This is a genomic window from Nocardioides euryhalodurans, from assembly GCF_004564375.1.
GTDB lineage: Bacteria > Actinomycetota > Actinomycetes > Propionibacteriales > Nocardioidaceae > Nocardioides > Nocardioides euryhalodurans.
The window spans coordinates 2,067,971-2,081,022 of record NZ_CP038267.1 but is presented as its reverse complement, the minus strand read 5'-3'; the positions used below and the strand labels follow the sequence as shown (position 1 = coordinate 2,081,022).

At 73.7% G+C, this 13,052-nt stretch carries 15 protein-coding genes; 9 read left to right on the top strand and 6 right to left on the bottom strand.

Going from position 1 to position 13,052, the window contains the following annotated elements; translation table 11 throughout:
- Positions 1 to 19: 19 nt before the first annotated feature.
- Entirely contained in the window at positions 20 to 595 is a 576-nt protein-coding gene (locus EXE57_RS09885) for a TetR/AcrR family transcriptional regulator (RefSeq protein ID WP_135077045.1), read from the top strand.
- On the opposite strand, the gene EXE57_RS09880 is transcribed toward EXE57_RS09885, so the two are convergent.
- Positions 580 to 1,443 (bottom strand): HhH-GPD family protein, encoded by an 864-nt coding sequence (locus EXE57_RS09880; RefSeq protein WP_135077042.1) that lies wholly within the window; start codon positions 1,441 to 1,443, stop codon positions 580 to 582. The two genes, EXE57_RS09885 and EXE57_RS09880, sit on opposite strands and share 16 nt — an antisense overlap.
- A 68-nt stretch (positions 1,444 to 1,511) precedes the next feature.
- Between EXE57_RS09880 and EXE57_RS09875 the strand changes: the two genes are divergently transcribed.
- Positions 1,512 to 2,345 (top strand): hypothetical protein, encoded by an 834-nt coding sequence (locus tag EXE57_RS09875; protein ID WP_135077039.1) that lies wholly within the window; start codon positions 1,512 to 1,514, stop codon positions 2,343 to 2,345.
- 10 nt (positions 2,346 to 2,355) lie between these two features.
- On the opposite strand, the gene disA is transcribed toward EXE57_RS09875, so the two are convergent.
- Together disA and radA are read right to left on the bottom strand one after the other, a co-directional pair.
- Entirely contained in the window at positions 2,356 to 3,438 is a 1,083-nt protein-coding gene (gene disA, locus EXE57_RS09870) for a DNA integrity scanning diadenylate cyclase DisA (protein ID WP_135077036.1), read from the bottom strand.
- A gap of 88 nt (positions 3,439 to 3,526) precedes the next feature.
- Positions 3,527 to 4,921, bottom strand: a complete 1,395-nt coding sequence (gene radA / locus EXE57_RS09865) for a DNA repair protein RadA (RefSeq protein ID WP_135077033.1) — start codon at positions 4,919 to 4,921, stop codon at positions 3,527 to 3,529.
- Between the two features lie 83 nt (positions 4,922 to 5,004).
- Between radA and EXE57_RS09860 the strand changes: the two genes are divergently transcribed.
- The gene (locus tag EXE57_RS09860) at positions 5,005 to 6,036 is read left to right on the top strand and encodes a LacI family DNA-binding transcriptional regulator (RefSeq protein WP_135077030.1); all 1,032 of its coding nucleotides are present in this window, start codon (positions 5,005 to 5,007) and stop codon (positions 6,034 to 6,036) included.
- A 52-nt stretch (positions 6,037 to 6,088) separates the two neighbouring features.
- Here the strand turns inward: EXE57_RS09860 and EXE57_RS09855 are convergent, their stop codons facing one another.
- From EXE57_RS09855 to EXE57_RS09845, 3 genes are all read right to left on the bottom strand, one after another.
- On the bottom strand, positions 6,089 to 6,787 hold the full coding sequence (locus EXE57_RS09855; protein WP_135077027.1) for a class I SAM-dependent methyltransferase: 699 nt from the start codon (positions 6,785 to 6,787) through the stop codon (positions 6,089 to 6,091).
- Between the two features lie 13 nt (positions 6,788 to 6,800).
- Positions 6,801 to 7,439 carry a VOC family protein gene (locus tag EXE57_RS09850; RefSeq protein WP_135077023.1) on the bottom strand — a complete coding sequence of 213 codons (639 nt, stop codon included), beginning with the start codon at positions 7,437 to 7,439 and terminating at the stop codon, positions 6,801 to 6,803.
- 114 nt (positions 7,440 to 7,553) lie between these two features.
- The gene (locus tag EXE57_RS09845; RefSeq protein WP_135077020.1) at positions 7,554 to 8,315 is read right to left on the bottom strand and encodes a DUF3109 family protein; all 762 of its coding nucleotides are present in this window, start codon (positions 8,313 to 8,315) and stop codon (positions 7,554 to 7,556) included.
- 64 nt (positions 8,316 to 8,379) lie between these two features.
- Here EXE57_RS09845 and EXE57_RS09840 point away from each other — a divergent pair, with 64 nt between their 5' ends.
- The 6 genes from EXE57_RS09840 to EXE57_RS09815 all read left to right on the top strand — a co-directional run bounded on the left by EXE57_RS09840 (position 8,380) and on the right by EXE57_RS09815 (position 13,013).
- Positions 8,380 to 9,315, top strand: coding sequence for a Ppx/GppA family phosphatase (locus EXE57_RS09840; protein ID WP_135077017.1), 936 nt, complete (start codon positions 8,380 to 8,382; stop codon positions 9,313 to 9,315).
- Positions 9,308 to 10,108 (top strand): sugar phosphate isomerase/epimerase family protein, encoded by an 801-nt coding sequence (locus tag EXE57_RS09835; protein WP_135077014.1) that lies wholly within the window; start codon positions 9,308 to 9,310, stop codon positions 10,106 to 10,108. The genes EXE57_RS09840 and EXE57_RS09835 overlap by 8 nt, the downstream gene beginning before the upstream one ends.
- Positions 10,105 to 10,695 (top strand): TetR/AcrR family transcriptional regulator, encoded by a 591-nt coding sequence (locus tag EXE57_RS09830; protein WP_135077011.1) that lies wholly within the window; start codon positions 10,105 to 10,107, stop codon positions 10,693 to 10,695. The genes EXE57_RS09835 and EXE57_RS09830 overlap by 4 nt, the downstream gene beginning before the upstream one ends.
- A 28-nt stretch (positions 10,696 to 10,723) precedes the next feature.
- On the top strand, positions 10,724 to 11,434 hold the full coding sequence (locus tag EXE57_RS09825) for an ABC transporter ATP-binding protein (RefSeq protein WP_135077008.1): 711 nt from the start codon (positions 10,724 to 10,726) through the stop codon (positions 11,432 to 11,434).
- Positions 11,435 to 11,501: 67 nt separating this feature from the next.
- A complete protein-coding gene (locus tag EXE57_RS09820) occupies positions 11,502 to 12,239 on the top strand; it encodes an ABC transporter permease (RefSeq protein WP_135077005.1) in 738 nt (245 codons plus the stop codon).
- Between the two features lie 18 nt (positions 12,240 to 12,257).
- Positions 12,258 to 13,013, top strand: coding sequence for an inositol monophosphatase family protein (locus EXE57_RS09815; RefSeq protein WP_135077002.1), 756 nt, complete (start codon positions 12,258 to 12,260; stop codon positions 13,011 to 13,013).
- Positions 13,014 to 13,052 lie beyond the last annotated feature (39 nt).

The following is a 13,052-nucleotide window of genomic DNA, read 5'->3' as shown; positions in this document are numbered from 1 at the left end:
ACGTCAGAGAGGGGACCGGGTGCCGCGCGACACCACCCGCCGGGCTGAGCTCGCCGAGGCCGCGACCGACCACGTGCTGGTCCACGGGCTGATCGGCCTCAGCCTGCGCCCGCTCGCCGAGGCGCTCGGGACCAGCGACCGGATGCTGCTCTACCACTTCGCCGGCAAGGACGACCTCGTGGCGACCGTGCTGCGGACCGCCAGCGACCGGTCGGTGGCGGAGGTCCGGGCGCTCGCCCCGTCCCCCGGCGTGCGCCGCGCCGTGCTCGACCTGTGGCGCGCTGCCACGGCAGAGCAGCTGGGCCGTTGCCAGCGCCTCTACGTCGAGGCGGCGGCGCTCGGCCTGCTGGGCCGCGAGCCGTACGCCTCCGTCGTCGCCGAGGCCAACGAGCGCTGGGTCCGGGCGCTGGCCGACCACCTGGTGGCCTCGGGAGCGCGACGCCGCGAGGCCCGCCGTGCCGTGGCCCTCGTCGACGCGACCTTCATGGGTCTGCAGCTCGACCTCCCGCTGGACCCGACTTCGCCGGCGATCCGGCGGGTGGTGCGCGACGTCGCGGCCGCCGCTGCGGTCGTGGCCGGTCAGGGCAGCGCGTAGTCCTCGCCGTCTCGCACGAGCAGGCCGTCGGCGAGCAGCGAGGCCAGGCAACGTTCCCGCTGTGCCTGCTCCGGCCAGACGGCGTCGAGCCGCGGCCTCGGGACCGGCCCGTCGGCCTCCCGGACGACCGCGAGCAGCCGGCCCCGGCACTGCCGGTCGGTCCCTGCCCAGGCCTGGCCACGTCGCGGCGGTCCGTCGTACGCCGGGTGGCCGGCGGCCCGCCAGGCGCACGCGTCGGCGACCGGGCACGCCCCGCAGCGGGGCCGCTGCGCCGTGCAGACCAGGGCGCCGAGCTCCATGACCGCCACCGACCAGGTCGCGGCGTCGGCGTCGTCACGGGGGAGCAGGTCGGTCGCCCGCTCGCGCTCGGCCCGGGTCACCGACTGCGGCGCCAGCTCGACCCCGTCGAGGACCCTGGCGTGGACCCGGCGGACGTTGGTGTCCAGCACGGCGTGCCGACGCCCGTGGGCGAAGACCGCGACGGCGGCCGCCGTGTAGTCGCCGACCCCCGGCAGGGCCAGCAGGTCCGCATGGTCGGCCGGGACCTCGCCCCCGTGGTGCTCCACGATCGCGGTGGCAGCGGCGTGGAGCCGCAGCGCCCGCCGCGGGTAGCCGAGCCGTCCCCACATCCGTACCGCCTCCCCGGCCGGCTCGGCCGCGAGGGACGCCGGCGTGGGCCAGCGCTCCAGCCACTGCTCGTGGACGGGCAGCACCCGGGCGACCGGTGTCTGCTGCAGCATGAGCTCGGAGACCATGACCGACCACGGGGTGGCCGAGGGTGAGCGCCACGGCAGCTCACGGGCGTGCTCGTCGTACCACCGCAGCACCGGGGCGTGGAGGTCGTTCATCGTCACCGATCGTAGGCAGGCAGGCGTGGCACCGCCGCCGGGGCCGCCCCGCTGTCTAGGTTGTGACCATGACCGCGATGACCCGGGGACCGCTGCCGGCACGCGTCTACTGGCGACGCCGCGCCCTCGTGGTGCTGCTGGCGCTCGGTCTCGTCATCGGGACCGCACGGCTGCTCACGCTGGGCTCCGACGCCTCCTCCGAGGACCCGCAGGCCAGCCAGGTCGCGGCCGACACCACCGAGTCCGCCGTGCCGGACGACGCGACCACCGAGGCCTCGTCCCCGATCGCCGAGCCGCGGGTCACCACCGAGCCGAAGCGCGAGCGGAAGAAGCAGCGCCCGAAGCGGCCGGTCCTCGCCGAGCCCGAGGGCGTCTGCTCCGACCGCGACATCGCCGTGACCCCCTCCGTCGAGGACGCGGTCGGCGGGCGCCCGGTCGTCTTCACCCTCCAGCTGCGCACCATCACCAGTCCGGCGTGCACCTGGCAGGTCTCGCCGACAACCCTGACGGTCAAGCTCCGCTCGGGCGACGACGACATCTGGTCCAGCCAGGACTGCCGCCGGGCGGTCCCGACCCAGGAGGTCGTGGTCCGCGACAACGTCAGCACCGAGGTCGAGGTGACCTGGTCCGGACGCCGCTCCGACGACGAGTGCTCGGTCTTCACCGACTGGGCCCTGCCCGGCTGGTACTACGTCGACGCAGCCGCCCTTGCCGGCGAGCCCTCCGACCTCCACTTCCAGCTCAGCAAGCCGGAGCCGGAGGTGCAGGTCGAGACCGTCCAGCCCGAGCCGCGCGAGGACCGACGCGACCGCGACCGCGACCGGCAGCGGCAGTCCGGGCAGGAGCAGCAGGGGCAGGACGGGGACCGGGCGCAGGACGAGGGGCAGGGCGGCCGCGGCTGAGTCGGGAGGCTCAGACGTAGCGCTCGAGGATCGTCGACTCCGCCAGTCGCGAGAGCCCCTCGCGGACGCTGCGGGCACGCAGCTCGCCGACGCCGTCGACCGCCTGCAGGTCCTCGATGCCGGCGGAGAGCAGCTTCTGGAGCGTCCCGAAGTGGTCGACCAGCCGGTCGACGACGGCCTGCGGCAGCCGCGGCACCTTGGCGAGCAGGCGGTAGCCGCGGGGGGCGACGGCTCCGTCGAGGTGCTCGCCGCTGCCGAGCCCGAGCGCGCGGGCGGCGGCACCGGGGTCGACCAGCTCGGTGGGGGAGAGGGCCTCGAGCCGTGCCAGGCACTCCTCCGGGGTCCGTGCGCGTCGACCCGCGGGCAGGTAGTCGCGGATCACCAGCTCGCGCTCGGCGTCCACGCCCGTGATCAGCTCCTCCAGCTGCAGCGAGAGCAGCCGGCCGTCGGTGCCGAGCTCGAGGACGTAGTCCTCGATCTCGCGGGCGATCCGGGTGACCATCTCGAGCCGTTGGGCGACGACGGCCACGTCGCGGACCGTGACGAGGTCCTCGATCTCGAGGGCCGACAGCGTGCTGGCGACCTCGTCGAGGCGCAGCTTGTAGCGCTCCAGGGTGGCGAGGGCCTGGTTGGCGCGGGACAGGATCTGGCCGGAGTCCTCGAGCACGTGGCGGGTCTCGCCGACGTACGCGGCGATGATCTGCATCGACTGCGACACCGAGATCACCGGGAAGCCGGTCTGCCGGGCGACGCGGTCGGCGGTGCGGTGCCGGGTCCCGGTCTCCTCCGAGGGGATCGTGTGGTCGGGCATCAGGTGGGTGGCGGCCCGGATGATCCGGGTGACGTCACGGTCGAGGACCAGGGCGCCGTCCATCTTGGCCAGCTCGCGCAGCCCGGTGGCGGTGAAGGGCACGTCGAGGCTGAAGCCGCCGGTGGCGATCGACTCGACGGTGCGGTCGTGGCCGAGGACGATCAGGGCGCCTGTGCGGCCGCGGAGGATCCGCTCGAGCCCGTCGCGCAGCGGCGTTCCCGGTGCGATCGTGGCCAGGGTCGCGCGCAGCCGGAGCTGCTCGTCCGTACGGTCGGCCGCCACGCCTGTCTCCCTCCGTCTGCCGAGTCGTCGTCACGCCTCGGCGCCGACAGTGTAGGAGATGTGGGCCACACCGGCCCGCACCGGACCGTCAGCCGGCGCGGGACCTGCCGAGCGAGAGGGTCCGCAACGCCGAGGCGACGTCGGGCACCTCGATCACGCGCATGCCGTCGATGCGCCGCTCACCGGTCTTCCCGCCGCTGCGGTCGTGGGGAACCACCGCGACGGTGAACCCCAGCCGGGCGGCCTCGGCGATCCGCTGGGGCAGGTCGCGGACCTTGCGCAGCTCCCCCGCCAGGCCCAGCTCGCCCATGGCCACCACGCCCTGGGGCGCCGGCTCCCCGGTCGACGCGGAGGCCAGGGCGACGGCGATGGCCAGGTCGGTGGCCGGCTCGAGCAGCCGGGCACCGCCGACGGTCGAGGCGAAGACGTCCTGCTGCTGGAGGCGGAGACCGCAGTGCTGGTGGAGCACCGCCAGCACCATCGCCACCCGGGAGGAGTCGAGGCCACTGGTCGTACGGCGGGGGCGCTCGGCGGCGGTGTGGGTGACCAGCGCCTGCACCTCGGCGAGCAACGGACGCCGCCCCTCCATCGTCACGGCTACACAGGTCCCGGGGACCTGCTGGTGGTGGTTCTCGACGAAGAGCCCGGTCGGGTCGGTCACCGCGGTGATGCCCTCGGCGGAGAGGTCGAAGCAGCCGACCTCGTCGACCGGGCCGAAGCGGTTCTTCATCGCCCGGACCATCCGGAAGCGGGAGTTGCGGTCGCCCTCGAAGTGGAGCACCACGTCGACCACGTGCTCGAGGACGCGGGGGCCGGCGATCGAGCCGTCCTTGGTCACGTGGCCCACGAGCACGGTGGTGATGTTGCGGGTCTTGGCGACCCGGATCAGCGCAGCCGCCACCTCCTTGACCTGGCTGACGCCGCCGGGGACGCCGTCGGTGCCGGAGGCGGCGATCGTCTGCACGGAGTCGACGACCAGCAGCTCGGGTCGCACCTCCTCGATGTGGGTCAGCACGGCGCCGAGGTCGGTCTCGGCCGCCAGGAAGAGCTGCTCGTGGACGCCGCCGGTCCGGTCGGCGCGCAGCCGGACCTGCGAGGCGGACTCCTCGCCCGTGACGTAGAGGGTGCGGCGCTGGTAGCGGGCGGTCTGGGCGGCCACCTCGAGCAGCAGCGTGCTCTTGCCGACGCCGGGCTCGCCGGCCAGCAGGATCGCCGCACCGGGGACGAGGCCGCCACCGAGCACCCGGTCGAGCTCGGGCACGCCGCTGGTGCGGAAGGCGGAGTCCTCGGCAGGCACCTCGCCGATGGGGACCGCCGGTCGGGTCACCGGTCCGGCGCTCGCTCGCATCGTGGGCGCGGCCGCCTCCGCCACCGAGCCCCAGGCCTGGCACTCGCCGCAGCGGCCCACCCACTTGGCGGTCTCCCAGCCGCACTCGCTGCAGCGGTAGGCAGGGCGCGGGGACCTGGCGGCACTCTTCGGCATGCGGGAGACGCTAGGTCACGGCACCCACAGCCATGGGTATGCTGCCCATTGGAACGATCAAGAGCGGCCTGTGAGGGGGACTGATGTCGCGCACACCGGGGCGGGTGCCTGCGCTGCCACCGACGTTGGCCGACGTGGCCGAGGTCGCCGGCGTGTCACGCCAGACCGTGTCCAACGCGGTCAACAACCCCGACCTCCTGCGCGCCGACACGCTGCAGCGGGTGCAGGAGGCGATCGACTCGCTGGGCTACTCGCCCAACCGGGCCGCCCGCAACCTCCGTACGCGCACCAGCCACCTGATCGGGCTGCGCTTCGCCCCCGCCCAGGAGGGCACGGCGAACGCCCTGATGGACCGGTTCGTCCACTCCCTGGTCGAGACCTCGAGTGCCGCCGGCTACCACGTGCTGCTCTTCCCGGGCGACCCGCAGGACCCGACGACGGGCTACGACGACCTGTTGCGCTCCACCGCCGTCGACGCCTTCGTGGCGACCGACACCTACCTCGGCAACCCGCAGGCGGCGTGGCTGGAGTCGCGCCGGGCCCCGTTCGTCGCGTTCGGCCGTCCCTGGGACAACCCCGGCGCCGGCCACCCCTGGGTCGACGTCGACGGCGCCGCCGGCACCCAGGTCGCGACCGAGCACCTGCTCTCGCGGGGCCACGAGCGGATCGCGTGGATCGGGTGGCGCAAGGACCAGGTGATCGGCGAGGACCGCCGGAGCGGGTGGACCCGCACCATGCGCTCCCACGGCCTGGCCACCACCGGCCTCGCCTCGCGCTCCGACGACACGGTCGCCAGCGGCCGGGAGGCGGCCGCCGTGCTGCTCGACGAGGCCGGCCCGACCGGTTTCGTGTGCGCCTCCGACACGCTGGCGCTCGGGGTCATGCACACCCTCGCCGACCGTGGCATGGTCCCCGGCCGCGACGTCGCCGTGGTCGGGTTCGACGACTCCCAGGTCGCCCAGGTCGTGCCCCCGGGCCTGACCTCGGTCCGACAGCCGCTCGAGGAGGTCGCGGTCGAGATCGTCCGTGCGCTCGAGGGCCTGCTCGGCCACCCGCCCGAGCGGGCCGAGGGCGTGCTGCTCGCTCCCGAGCTGGTCGTGCGCGGGACCAGCTGAGCGCCCTGCATGATTCCCCGGCTGCCGGGGAAACCTGCAACGTGCAGGCCGGCTAGAAGCCTCGCACCCACAGGTTCACGGCGTAGTCGACCGAGGTCCCCTCGTGCGTGGCCAGGACGTCGGTGGCCACCGCGGTCGGCAGCTCGATGCCGACCACGGCCTCGAGGTCCTCGCGGGACCCGAACTCCCAGCGGATCTCGAGCGGGTGTCTCTCCCAGCCGCGGCCCGACCAGAAGCGCTCCACCGCGACCGGGTCCACCTCGGGGTAGCCCCGCCGGAACCACGCGCCGAAGGTGGAGCGGGTGGGGTCGTTGTCGATGACGAACGCGGTGCCGCCACGGCGTACGACGCGGTCGAGCTCGGCCAGTCCGGGCTCGCAGCCGGGACCGAAGAAGTAGGCCCACCGGGCGTGCACCACGTCCACGGACGCGTCCGGGACCGGGAGGGACTGCGCGAGGCCCTCGCGGACCGCCACGTTGCCGAGCCGACGCGTACGTCGGCGCGCGATCGCCGCCAGGCCGGGATGCGGCTCCACCCCGACGACCGCGGCCGCGTCCTCGGCGAAGCGGGGGAGGTGGAAGCCGGTGCCGCAGCCGAGGTCGAGCACCGTCCGACCGGACCAGTCGGCGAGCCGGCGCATGGCGGCCTCGAGCAGGCCGTCGGGGTCGACGGCCCGGTTCTCGAGCTCGTACGTCGCGGTGTGGTGCCAGATGTTCGGGCTCGGTCGAGCGCCCGCGGGGATCCCGCTCACCCGCGAGGCTCGCTCAGATCCGGACCAGGCCGTTCGGGGTCTGCACCTGGGCGGCGATGATGCCGGGGGTGCCGTTGGGGGCCACCCACTCGACCTTCACGTCCTCCAGGGGCGCCTCGACGGTCTCGCCGAGCCACTCCGAGACCCGCTGCGGGTCGCCGGCGATCTCGAGGCAGGCGAGCGTGAAGTCGCCCGCCGCCCCGGCGCTCGGGTGCATCTCCGCAGGGCTCTCCCAGTGGATGAAGAAGGGCAGCTGCGGGTCTGCGATGAGACCGTTGATACCGATCTGCTGCCAGAGCAGCTCGGTGCCGTCGGGTCGCTTGCGGTTGCCCTTGGCGGCCTCGCGCCCGAGCCGGGTCTCGACCGCGGCGATGTCGTCGACCGCCACGACCCAGCCGAGCCAGCCGCCCCCGAGCTGGGAGCGGGCACGCACGGCCTGGCCGAAGGGCGCCTTGTCGGAGGCCGGGTGGTCGAGCACCTCGACGACCTCCAGGTAGGTCCCCCCGGACAACGGAAGGATCATGTTGCGGGTGCCGAACCGCGGGTGCACCCCGCCGTCGAGGAAGTCCGTGCCGAGCAGTCCCCCGAGTCGCTGGGCAGTGCTGGCAAGGCCATCAGGTCCGGCTGCGAAAGAGAGATGGTCCAAGCGCATGCCGTTCATTGTCGGCAATCGGGGATCGGTCGCGTGCAGCGGGGTCGATTTGTCTCGATGTCAAGGCTTCGTCCCGGGATCCGACAGTGGCCGGGTCCCCGCGGAGAAAGGTCCTCAGCGGGGGTCGGCGGGATGGATCGCGAGCGCCGAGCGGGACCGCAGGTGCGCCTCGCAGTGCGCCACGAGCGCGTCGTAGGCGGGGCGGCCCATCAGCTCGGTGAGCTCGGGCTCGTTGGTGACGTAGAGCGGCTCCACGCCGACGTGGGCCTCGGTGTTGCCCGAGCAGTACCAGTCGAGGTCGTGCCCGCCCGGACCCCAGCCGCGACGGTCGTACTCCGTGATCGTGACCTCGGTGTAGGACGTCTCGTCCTGCCGCTCGACGGTGCGGTACGTCCGCCGGATGGGCAGCTGCCAGCACACGTCGGGCTTCGTCTCGAGCGGGTTGCGGCCCTGCGCGAGCGCGAGGCCGTGGAGCGCGCAGCCGGCCCCGGTCGGGAAGTCGGTGCGGTTGTGGAAGATGCAGGCCCCCTGGCCGTCGACCTCGAGGGTGCGGGTCTTGGTCTCGCCGTCGGCGTCCTTCTCGACCCAGTCCGCCTTGCGGACCTTGCGGCCCGGGTGGAACTGCCACTGCTCCGGCGTGAGCTGGGCGACGTACGACGCCACCCGCTTCTCGTCGTCCTTGTCGGAGAAGTGGGCGCCGAGGGTGCAGCACCCGGTGTCGGGGGACTCCTTGTAGATGCCGTGGCAGCCCTGCCCGAAGATGCACAGGTAGTTCGACGTGAGCCACGTCAGGTCGCAGCGGAACACCTGGTCGGCGTCGGCGGGGTCGGCGAACTCGACCCAGGCTCGGGGGAAGACGAGGTCGACTTCGGGCACGCCCAGAAGCCTACGTCGGATGCGCGCCGTGTCCGCTCCGCCCCGACGGGGATACGGTGATCCCATGCGCCTGGGCGTGCTCGACATCGGATCCAACACCGGTCACCTGCTGGTGGTGGACGCCCACGTGGGCGCCGCCCCGCTCCCGGCGTACTCCCACAAGGAGCCGCTGCGGCTGGCCGAGCACCTCGACGAGTCCGGGGCGGTGACCGACCGGGGCATCGACGCGCTGGCCGACTTCGTCGCCTCCGCGCTGGTCGTCGCGGAGGACAAGGGCTGCGAGGACATGCTGCCCTTCGCCACCTCCGCCGTCCGCGACGCCACGAACTCCGACGACGTGCTGCAGGCGGTCCGCGACCGCACCGGCGTCGAGATCGGGGTGCTGCCCGGCGAGGACGAGGCCCGGTTGACCTTCCTCGCCGTACGCCGGTGGTTCGGCTGGTCCTCGGGCCGGCTGGCCGTCTTCGACATCGGTGGCGGGTCGCTCGAGATCGCGGCGGGCGCCAACGAGTGGCCCGACGTCGCCTGGTCGATGCCGCTCGGCGCCGCCCGCCTCGCGCGCGAGCACCTCGCCGACGACCGCTCCGAGGAGTCGATCCGGACGCTGCGCAGGAAGATCCGGGCCGACATCGCCCGTGACGCGGGCAACCTGCTCCGCTCCGGTGCGCCCGACCAGGCGGTGGCGACGTCCAAGACCTTCCGCTCGCTCGCACGCATCTGCGGAGCCCCGCCCTCGGGCGACGGGCCGCTGGTGCCGCGGGTGCTGCCGTGCGAGGCGATGACGGAGTGGATCCCCAAGCTCGCGGCGATGAGCGACGAGGAGCTCGGCGAGCTCCCGGGCGTCTCCCCGAGCCGCACCCACCAGATCCTCCCGGGCGCCCTGGTCGCTGTCGGGATCATGGACATCTTCGACCTCCCCGAGCTCGAGATCTGCCCGTGGGCGCTGCGGGAGGGCGTCATCCTCGAGCGGATCGACGCGATCCGGTCGGCCGGTGGCTGACCGCTCAGGTCGGATCGGACTGTCCACGGCGTCGGTCTATCCCGAGTCCTCCGCCCACGCCTTCGCCTACGCCGCGTCGCTGGGCTACGACGCCGTCGAGGTGATGGTGGGCATCGACGCCCTCTCGCAGCAGGTCGCGGCGGTGCGCCAGCTCTCCGAGCACCACCAGATCGACGTCTGCGCGATCCACGCGCCCTGCCTGCTCTTCACGCAGCGCGTGTGGGGGACCGAGCCCTGGGGCAAGCTCGAGCGGTCGGCGGAGATGGCGGCCGCGGTGGGTGCCGAGGTGGTCGTGGTGCACCCGCCCTTCCGCTGGCAGAAGGAGTACGCCGCCGGCTTCGTCGACGGCATCGCCGCCCTCGAGGAGTCGACCGGCCTGGCCTTCGCGGTCGAGAACATGTATCCGTGGCGGGCGTCCTCGCGCCGCGGCATGGAGATGTACCTGCCGGGCTGGGACCCCTCCGAGGAGTCGTACGCGCACACCACCATCGACCTCTCCCACGCCGCGATCGCGCGCTCGGACGTCGTCGAGATGGCGGTCCGCATGGGCTCACGGCTGCGTCACGTCCACCTCACCGACGGCAGCGGCTCCGCCAAGGACGAGCACCTCGTGCCGGGCCGCGGTGTGATGGGGGCAGCCGACTTCCTGCGCCACGTCGCGGACTCCGGCTTCGGCGGCGACATCGTGGTCGAGATCAACACCCGGAAGGCCGCCACCCGCGAGCAGCGTGAGGCCGACCTGCGGGCCTCGCTCGACTTCGCGCGGCAGCACTTCACCGTGGGGGCCCGGTGAGCGGTACCGCCCGCGGGCGGCGACCGGGGGCCCCCGACACCAGGGCGGCCATCCTCGCGTCGGCGCGGACCCGGTTCGCCGAGCGCGGGTTCGCAGGGACGACGATCCGTGCGGTGGCCGGCGACGCCGGCGTGGACGCGGCGCTGGTGCACCACTACTTCGGCACCAAGGACGACCTCTTCATGGCCGCCATGCAGCTGCCGGTGGACCCGCGCGAGGTGATCGCGCCCGTCGTGGCCCAGGGCCCGGACGGCGCGGCGGAGCGGTTCCTGGTCGCCTTCCTGGGCGTCTGGGAGGACCCCGAGCTGCAGCCGACCCTGGTGGCCTTCGCGCGGGGGCTGATGGACCCCGACGCGTCCCGGCTGCTGTCGGAGGGGTTCCTGCCGGTGGTGCTGCAGCCGGTCGGCGTCGCGCTCGGCCTCGAGCGGCCCGAGCGCCGGATGACGCTGGTGGCGAGCCAGGTGATCGGCCTGATCCTGCTGCGCTACGTGCTGCGGGTCGAGCCGCTCGCCTCCCTGTCACGGGACGAGCTCGTGGCGACGTACGCCCCGACCCTGCAGCGCTACCTCACCGGCCCCTTGCCCTGAGGGCGGTCTCAGGCGCATAATTCAACACATGATGAATAACTCCGTGGAGATCCGCGGGCTCACGGTCGTCCGCGGCACGCGCACGGTGCTGCGCGACCTCGACCTGGCCGTGGGCGGTGGCGTGACCGGGCTGCTCGGTCCCAGCGGCTGCGGCAAGACGACGTTGCTGCGATGCCTCGTGGGCGTCCAGCAGGTCAAGGGCGGGTCGGTGAGGGTCTTCGGCGAGGAGGCGGGCAGCCCGGTGCTCCGCCCCCGGACCGGCTACGTCACCCAGGCCGCCAGCGTCTACGACGACCTGACGGTCGCGGAGAACCTCCGCTTCTTCGGTCGCGTGCTCGGCGCCGATGCCGCGCGCGCCGACACGGTGCTGGAGCAGGTGGACCTCGCCGACCACGGCGACCAGGTGGTGAGCCGGCTCAGCGGTGGCCAGCGGTCCCGGGCGAGCCTGGCCGTCGCGCTGCTCGGGGAGCCGGACCTGCTCGTGCTCGACGAGCCGACCGTCGGCCTCGACCCGGTGCTGAGGCGCGACCTGTGGCAGCTGTTCCACCGGCTCGCCGACGCCGGTGCCGCGGTGATCGTCTCGAGCCACGTCATGGACGAGGCCGAGCGCTGCGACCGGCTGCTGCTCATGCGCGAGGGCGAGATCATCGCCGACGGCACACCCGACGCGATCCGCGAGCGCACCGGGACCGACGACATCGAGCAGGCCTTCCTGCGGATCGTGGAGCCGGCGGCATGAGCACCCCACGAGACTGCGCGCTTCTCCCGCTGCGCTCCTCCAGCCCACACTTCCGCGGGGACCCCGCATGAGCACCCGGGTGCTGCTCGCCGTCAACGGCCGGGTGCTCGCCCAGCTGCGGCGCGACCACCGCACCGTCGCGATGCTGCTGCTGGTGCCGTGCCTGCTGATGACCCTCCTCTGGTGGATGTTCGACGAGCTTCCGGGTGCGACCTTCGACCAGCTCGGCCCCGGCCTGCTGGCGATGTTCCCGTTCATCATCATGTTCCTGGTGACCAGCGTGACCACGCTGAGGGAACGCTCCTCCGGCACGCTCGAGCGGCTGCTGGCGATGCCGATGGGCAAGCTCGACTTCCTCGGCGGCTACGCGCTCGCCTTCGGGTTGGTCGCCGCGCTCCAGTCGGTCCTCGCCGTCGGGCTGAGCGTCGTCCTCCTCGACCTCGACGTCGCCGGACCGGTGTGGCTGCTGACCGTGGTGGCCGTGGCCGACGCCGTGCTGGGGACGGCCCTGGGGCTGTTCGTCAGCGCCTTCGCCCGCACCGAGTTCCAGGCGGTGCAGTTCATGCCGGTCGTGGTGATCCCGCAGATCCTGCTCTGCGGGCTCTTCGTGCCCCGCGACGCGCTCCCCGACGTGCTGGGCGCGATCAGCGACGTGCTGCCGCTGTCCTACGCCGTCGACGCGATGCAGACCCTCACGACCACGACCGGGACCGCCGAGGTCTGGCCGGACCTGGCGGTGGTGGTCGGGTTCGCGCTGGCCGGGCTCGCCCTCGGCGCGGCCACGCTGCGCCGGCGTACGCCCTGAGCGGCTAGCGTCGGGCGGGTGACCACCACGGACGTCGACGTCGCGATCGCAGCCGCCCGTGCGGGTGCCGCTGAGGCCGCGGCGGGCTACCGCACCCCGGTCGAGCGCCACGGCAAGGACGGGATCGACTTCGCCACCGAGGCCGACCTCGCCTCCGAACGTGCCGTCCGCGCCGTCCTGCGGGACCACCGGCCCGACGACGCGGTCGTCGGGGAGGAGTACGGCGCCGAGGGTGCCGGCGACCGCACCTGGCTGGTGGACCCCATCTGCGGGACCCTCAACTTCGCCGCCGGCATCCCGCTGCTGGCCGTCAACGTGGCGCTGCGCGAGGGTGAGCACGTACGGGTCGCGGCCGTCGCCGACCCGGTCGCCGGGGACGTCCTCGTCACCGACGGCGAGCGCGCCTGGGCCGAGTCGGACCCCGCGACCGCCCTCTCGGCCGGGACGGACAACCGGCTGGTCGAGGTCGACCTGACCTCGCTGCGCACGCGACGGCTGCTCGAGCTGCCGGCCTTCGCCGAGCGATACGCGCCGCGCGGGGCGGCCACCTCGCTGGCGGTGGCGTGGGTCGCGGCCGGCCGGTTCGCGGCGTACGTCGCCGACGGCGACGTCAGCCAGAGCGTCCACTACGCGGCGGGGCTGGCGCTGTGCCGCTCGACCGGGTGCGTGGTGACCGACCTCGAGGGCGGCCCGGTGTCGAGCGGCCAGGGGCTGCTCGTGGCAGCCACCGGCGACGCCCACGCCGACCTGCTGGCCCTGCTGGCGCGGGCCTGAGGGAGCCTCGCCGGCTTCGCCGCGGAGGAGTCCCGCGCG

Excerpts from the sequence above, each read along its gene's own strand:
- EXE57_RS09825 (WP_135077008.1), top strand. The coding sequence starts at position 10,724 with ATGATGAATAACTCCGTGGAGATCCGCGGGCTCACGGTCGTCCGCGGC.
- EXE57_RS09860 (WP_135077030.1), top strand. The coding sequence starts at position 5,005 with ATGTCGCGCACACCGGGGCGGGTGCCTGCGCTGCCACCGACGTTGGCC.
- EXE57_RS09820 (WP_135077005.1), top strand. The coding sequence starts at position 11,502 with ATGAGCACCCGGGTGCTGCTCGCCGTCAACGGCCGGGTGCTCGCCCAG.
- EXE57_RS09880 (WP_135077042.1), bottom strand. The coding sequence starts at position 1,443 with ATGAACGACCTCCACGCCCCGGTGCTGCGGTGGTACGACGAGCACGCC.
- EXE57_RS09840 (WP_135077017.1), top strand. The coding sequence starts at position 8,380 with ATGCGCCTGGGCGTGCTCGACATCGGATCCAACACCGGTCACCTGCTG.
- radA (WP_135077033.1), bottom strand. The coding sequence starts at position 4,921 with ATGCCGAAGAGTGCCGCCAGGTCCCCGCGCCCTGCCTACCGCTGCAGC.
- EXE57_RS09875 (WP_135077039.1), top strand. The coding sequence starts at position 1,512 with ATGACCGCGATGACCCGGGGACCGCTGCCGGCACGCGTCTACTGGCGA.
- EXE57_RS09850 (WP_135077023.1), bottom strand. The coding sequence starts at position 7,439 with ATGCGCTTGGACCATCTCTCTTTCGCAGCCGGACCTGATGGCCTTGCC.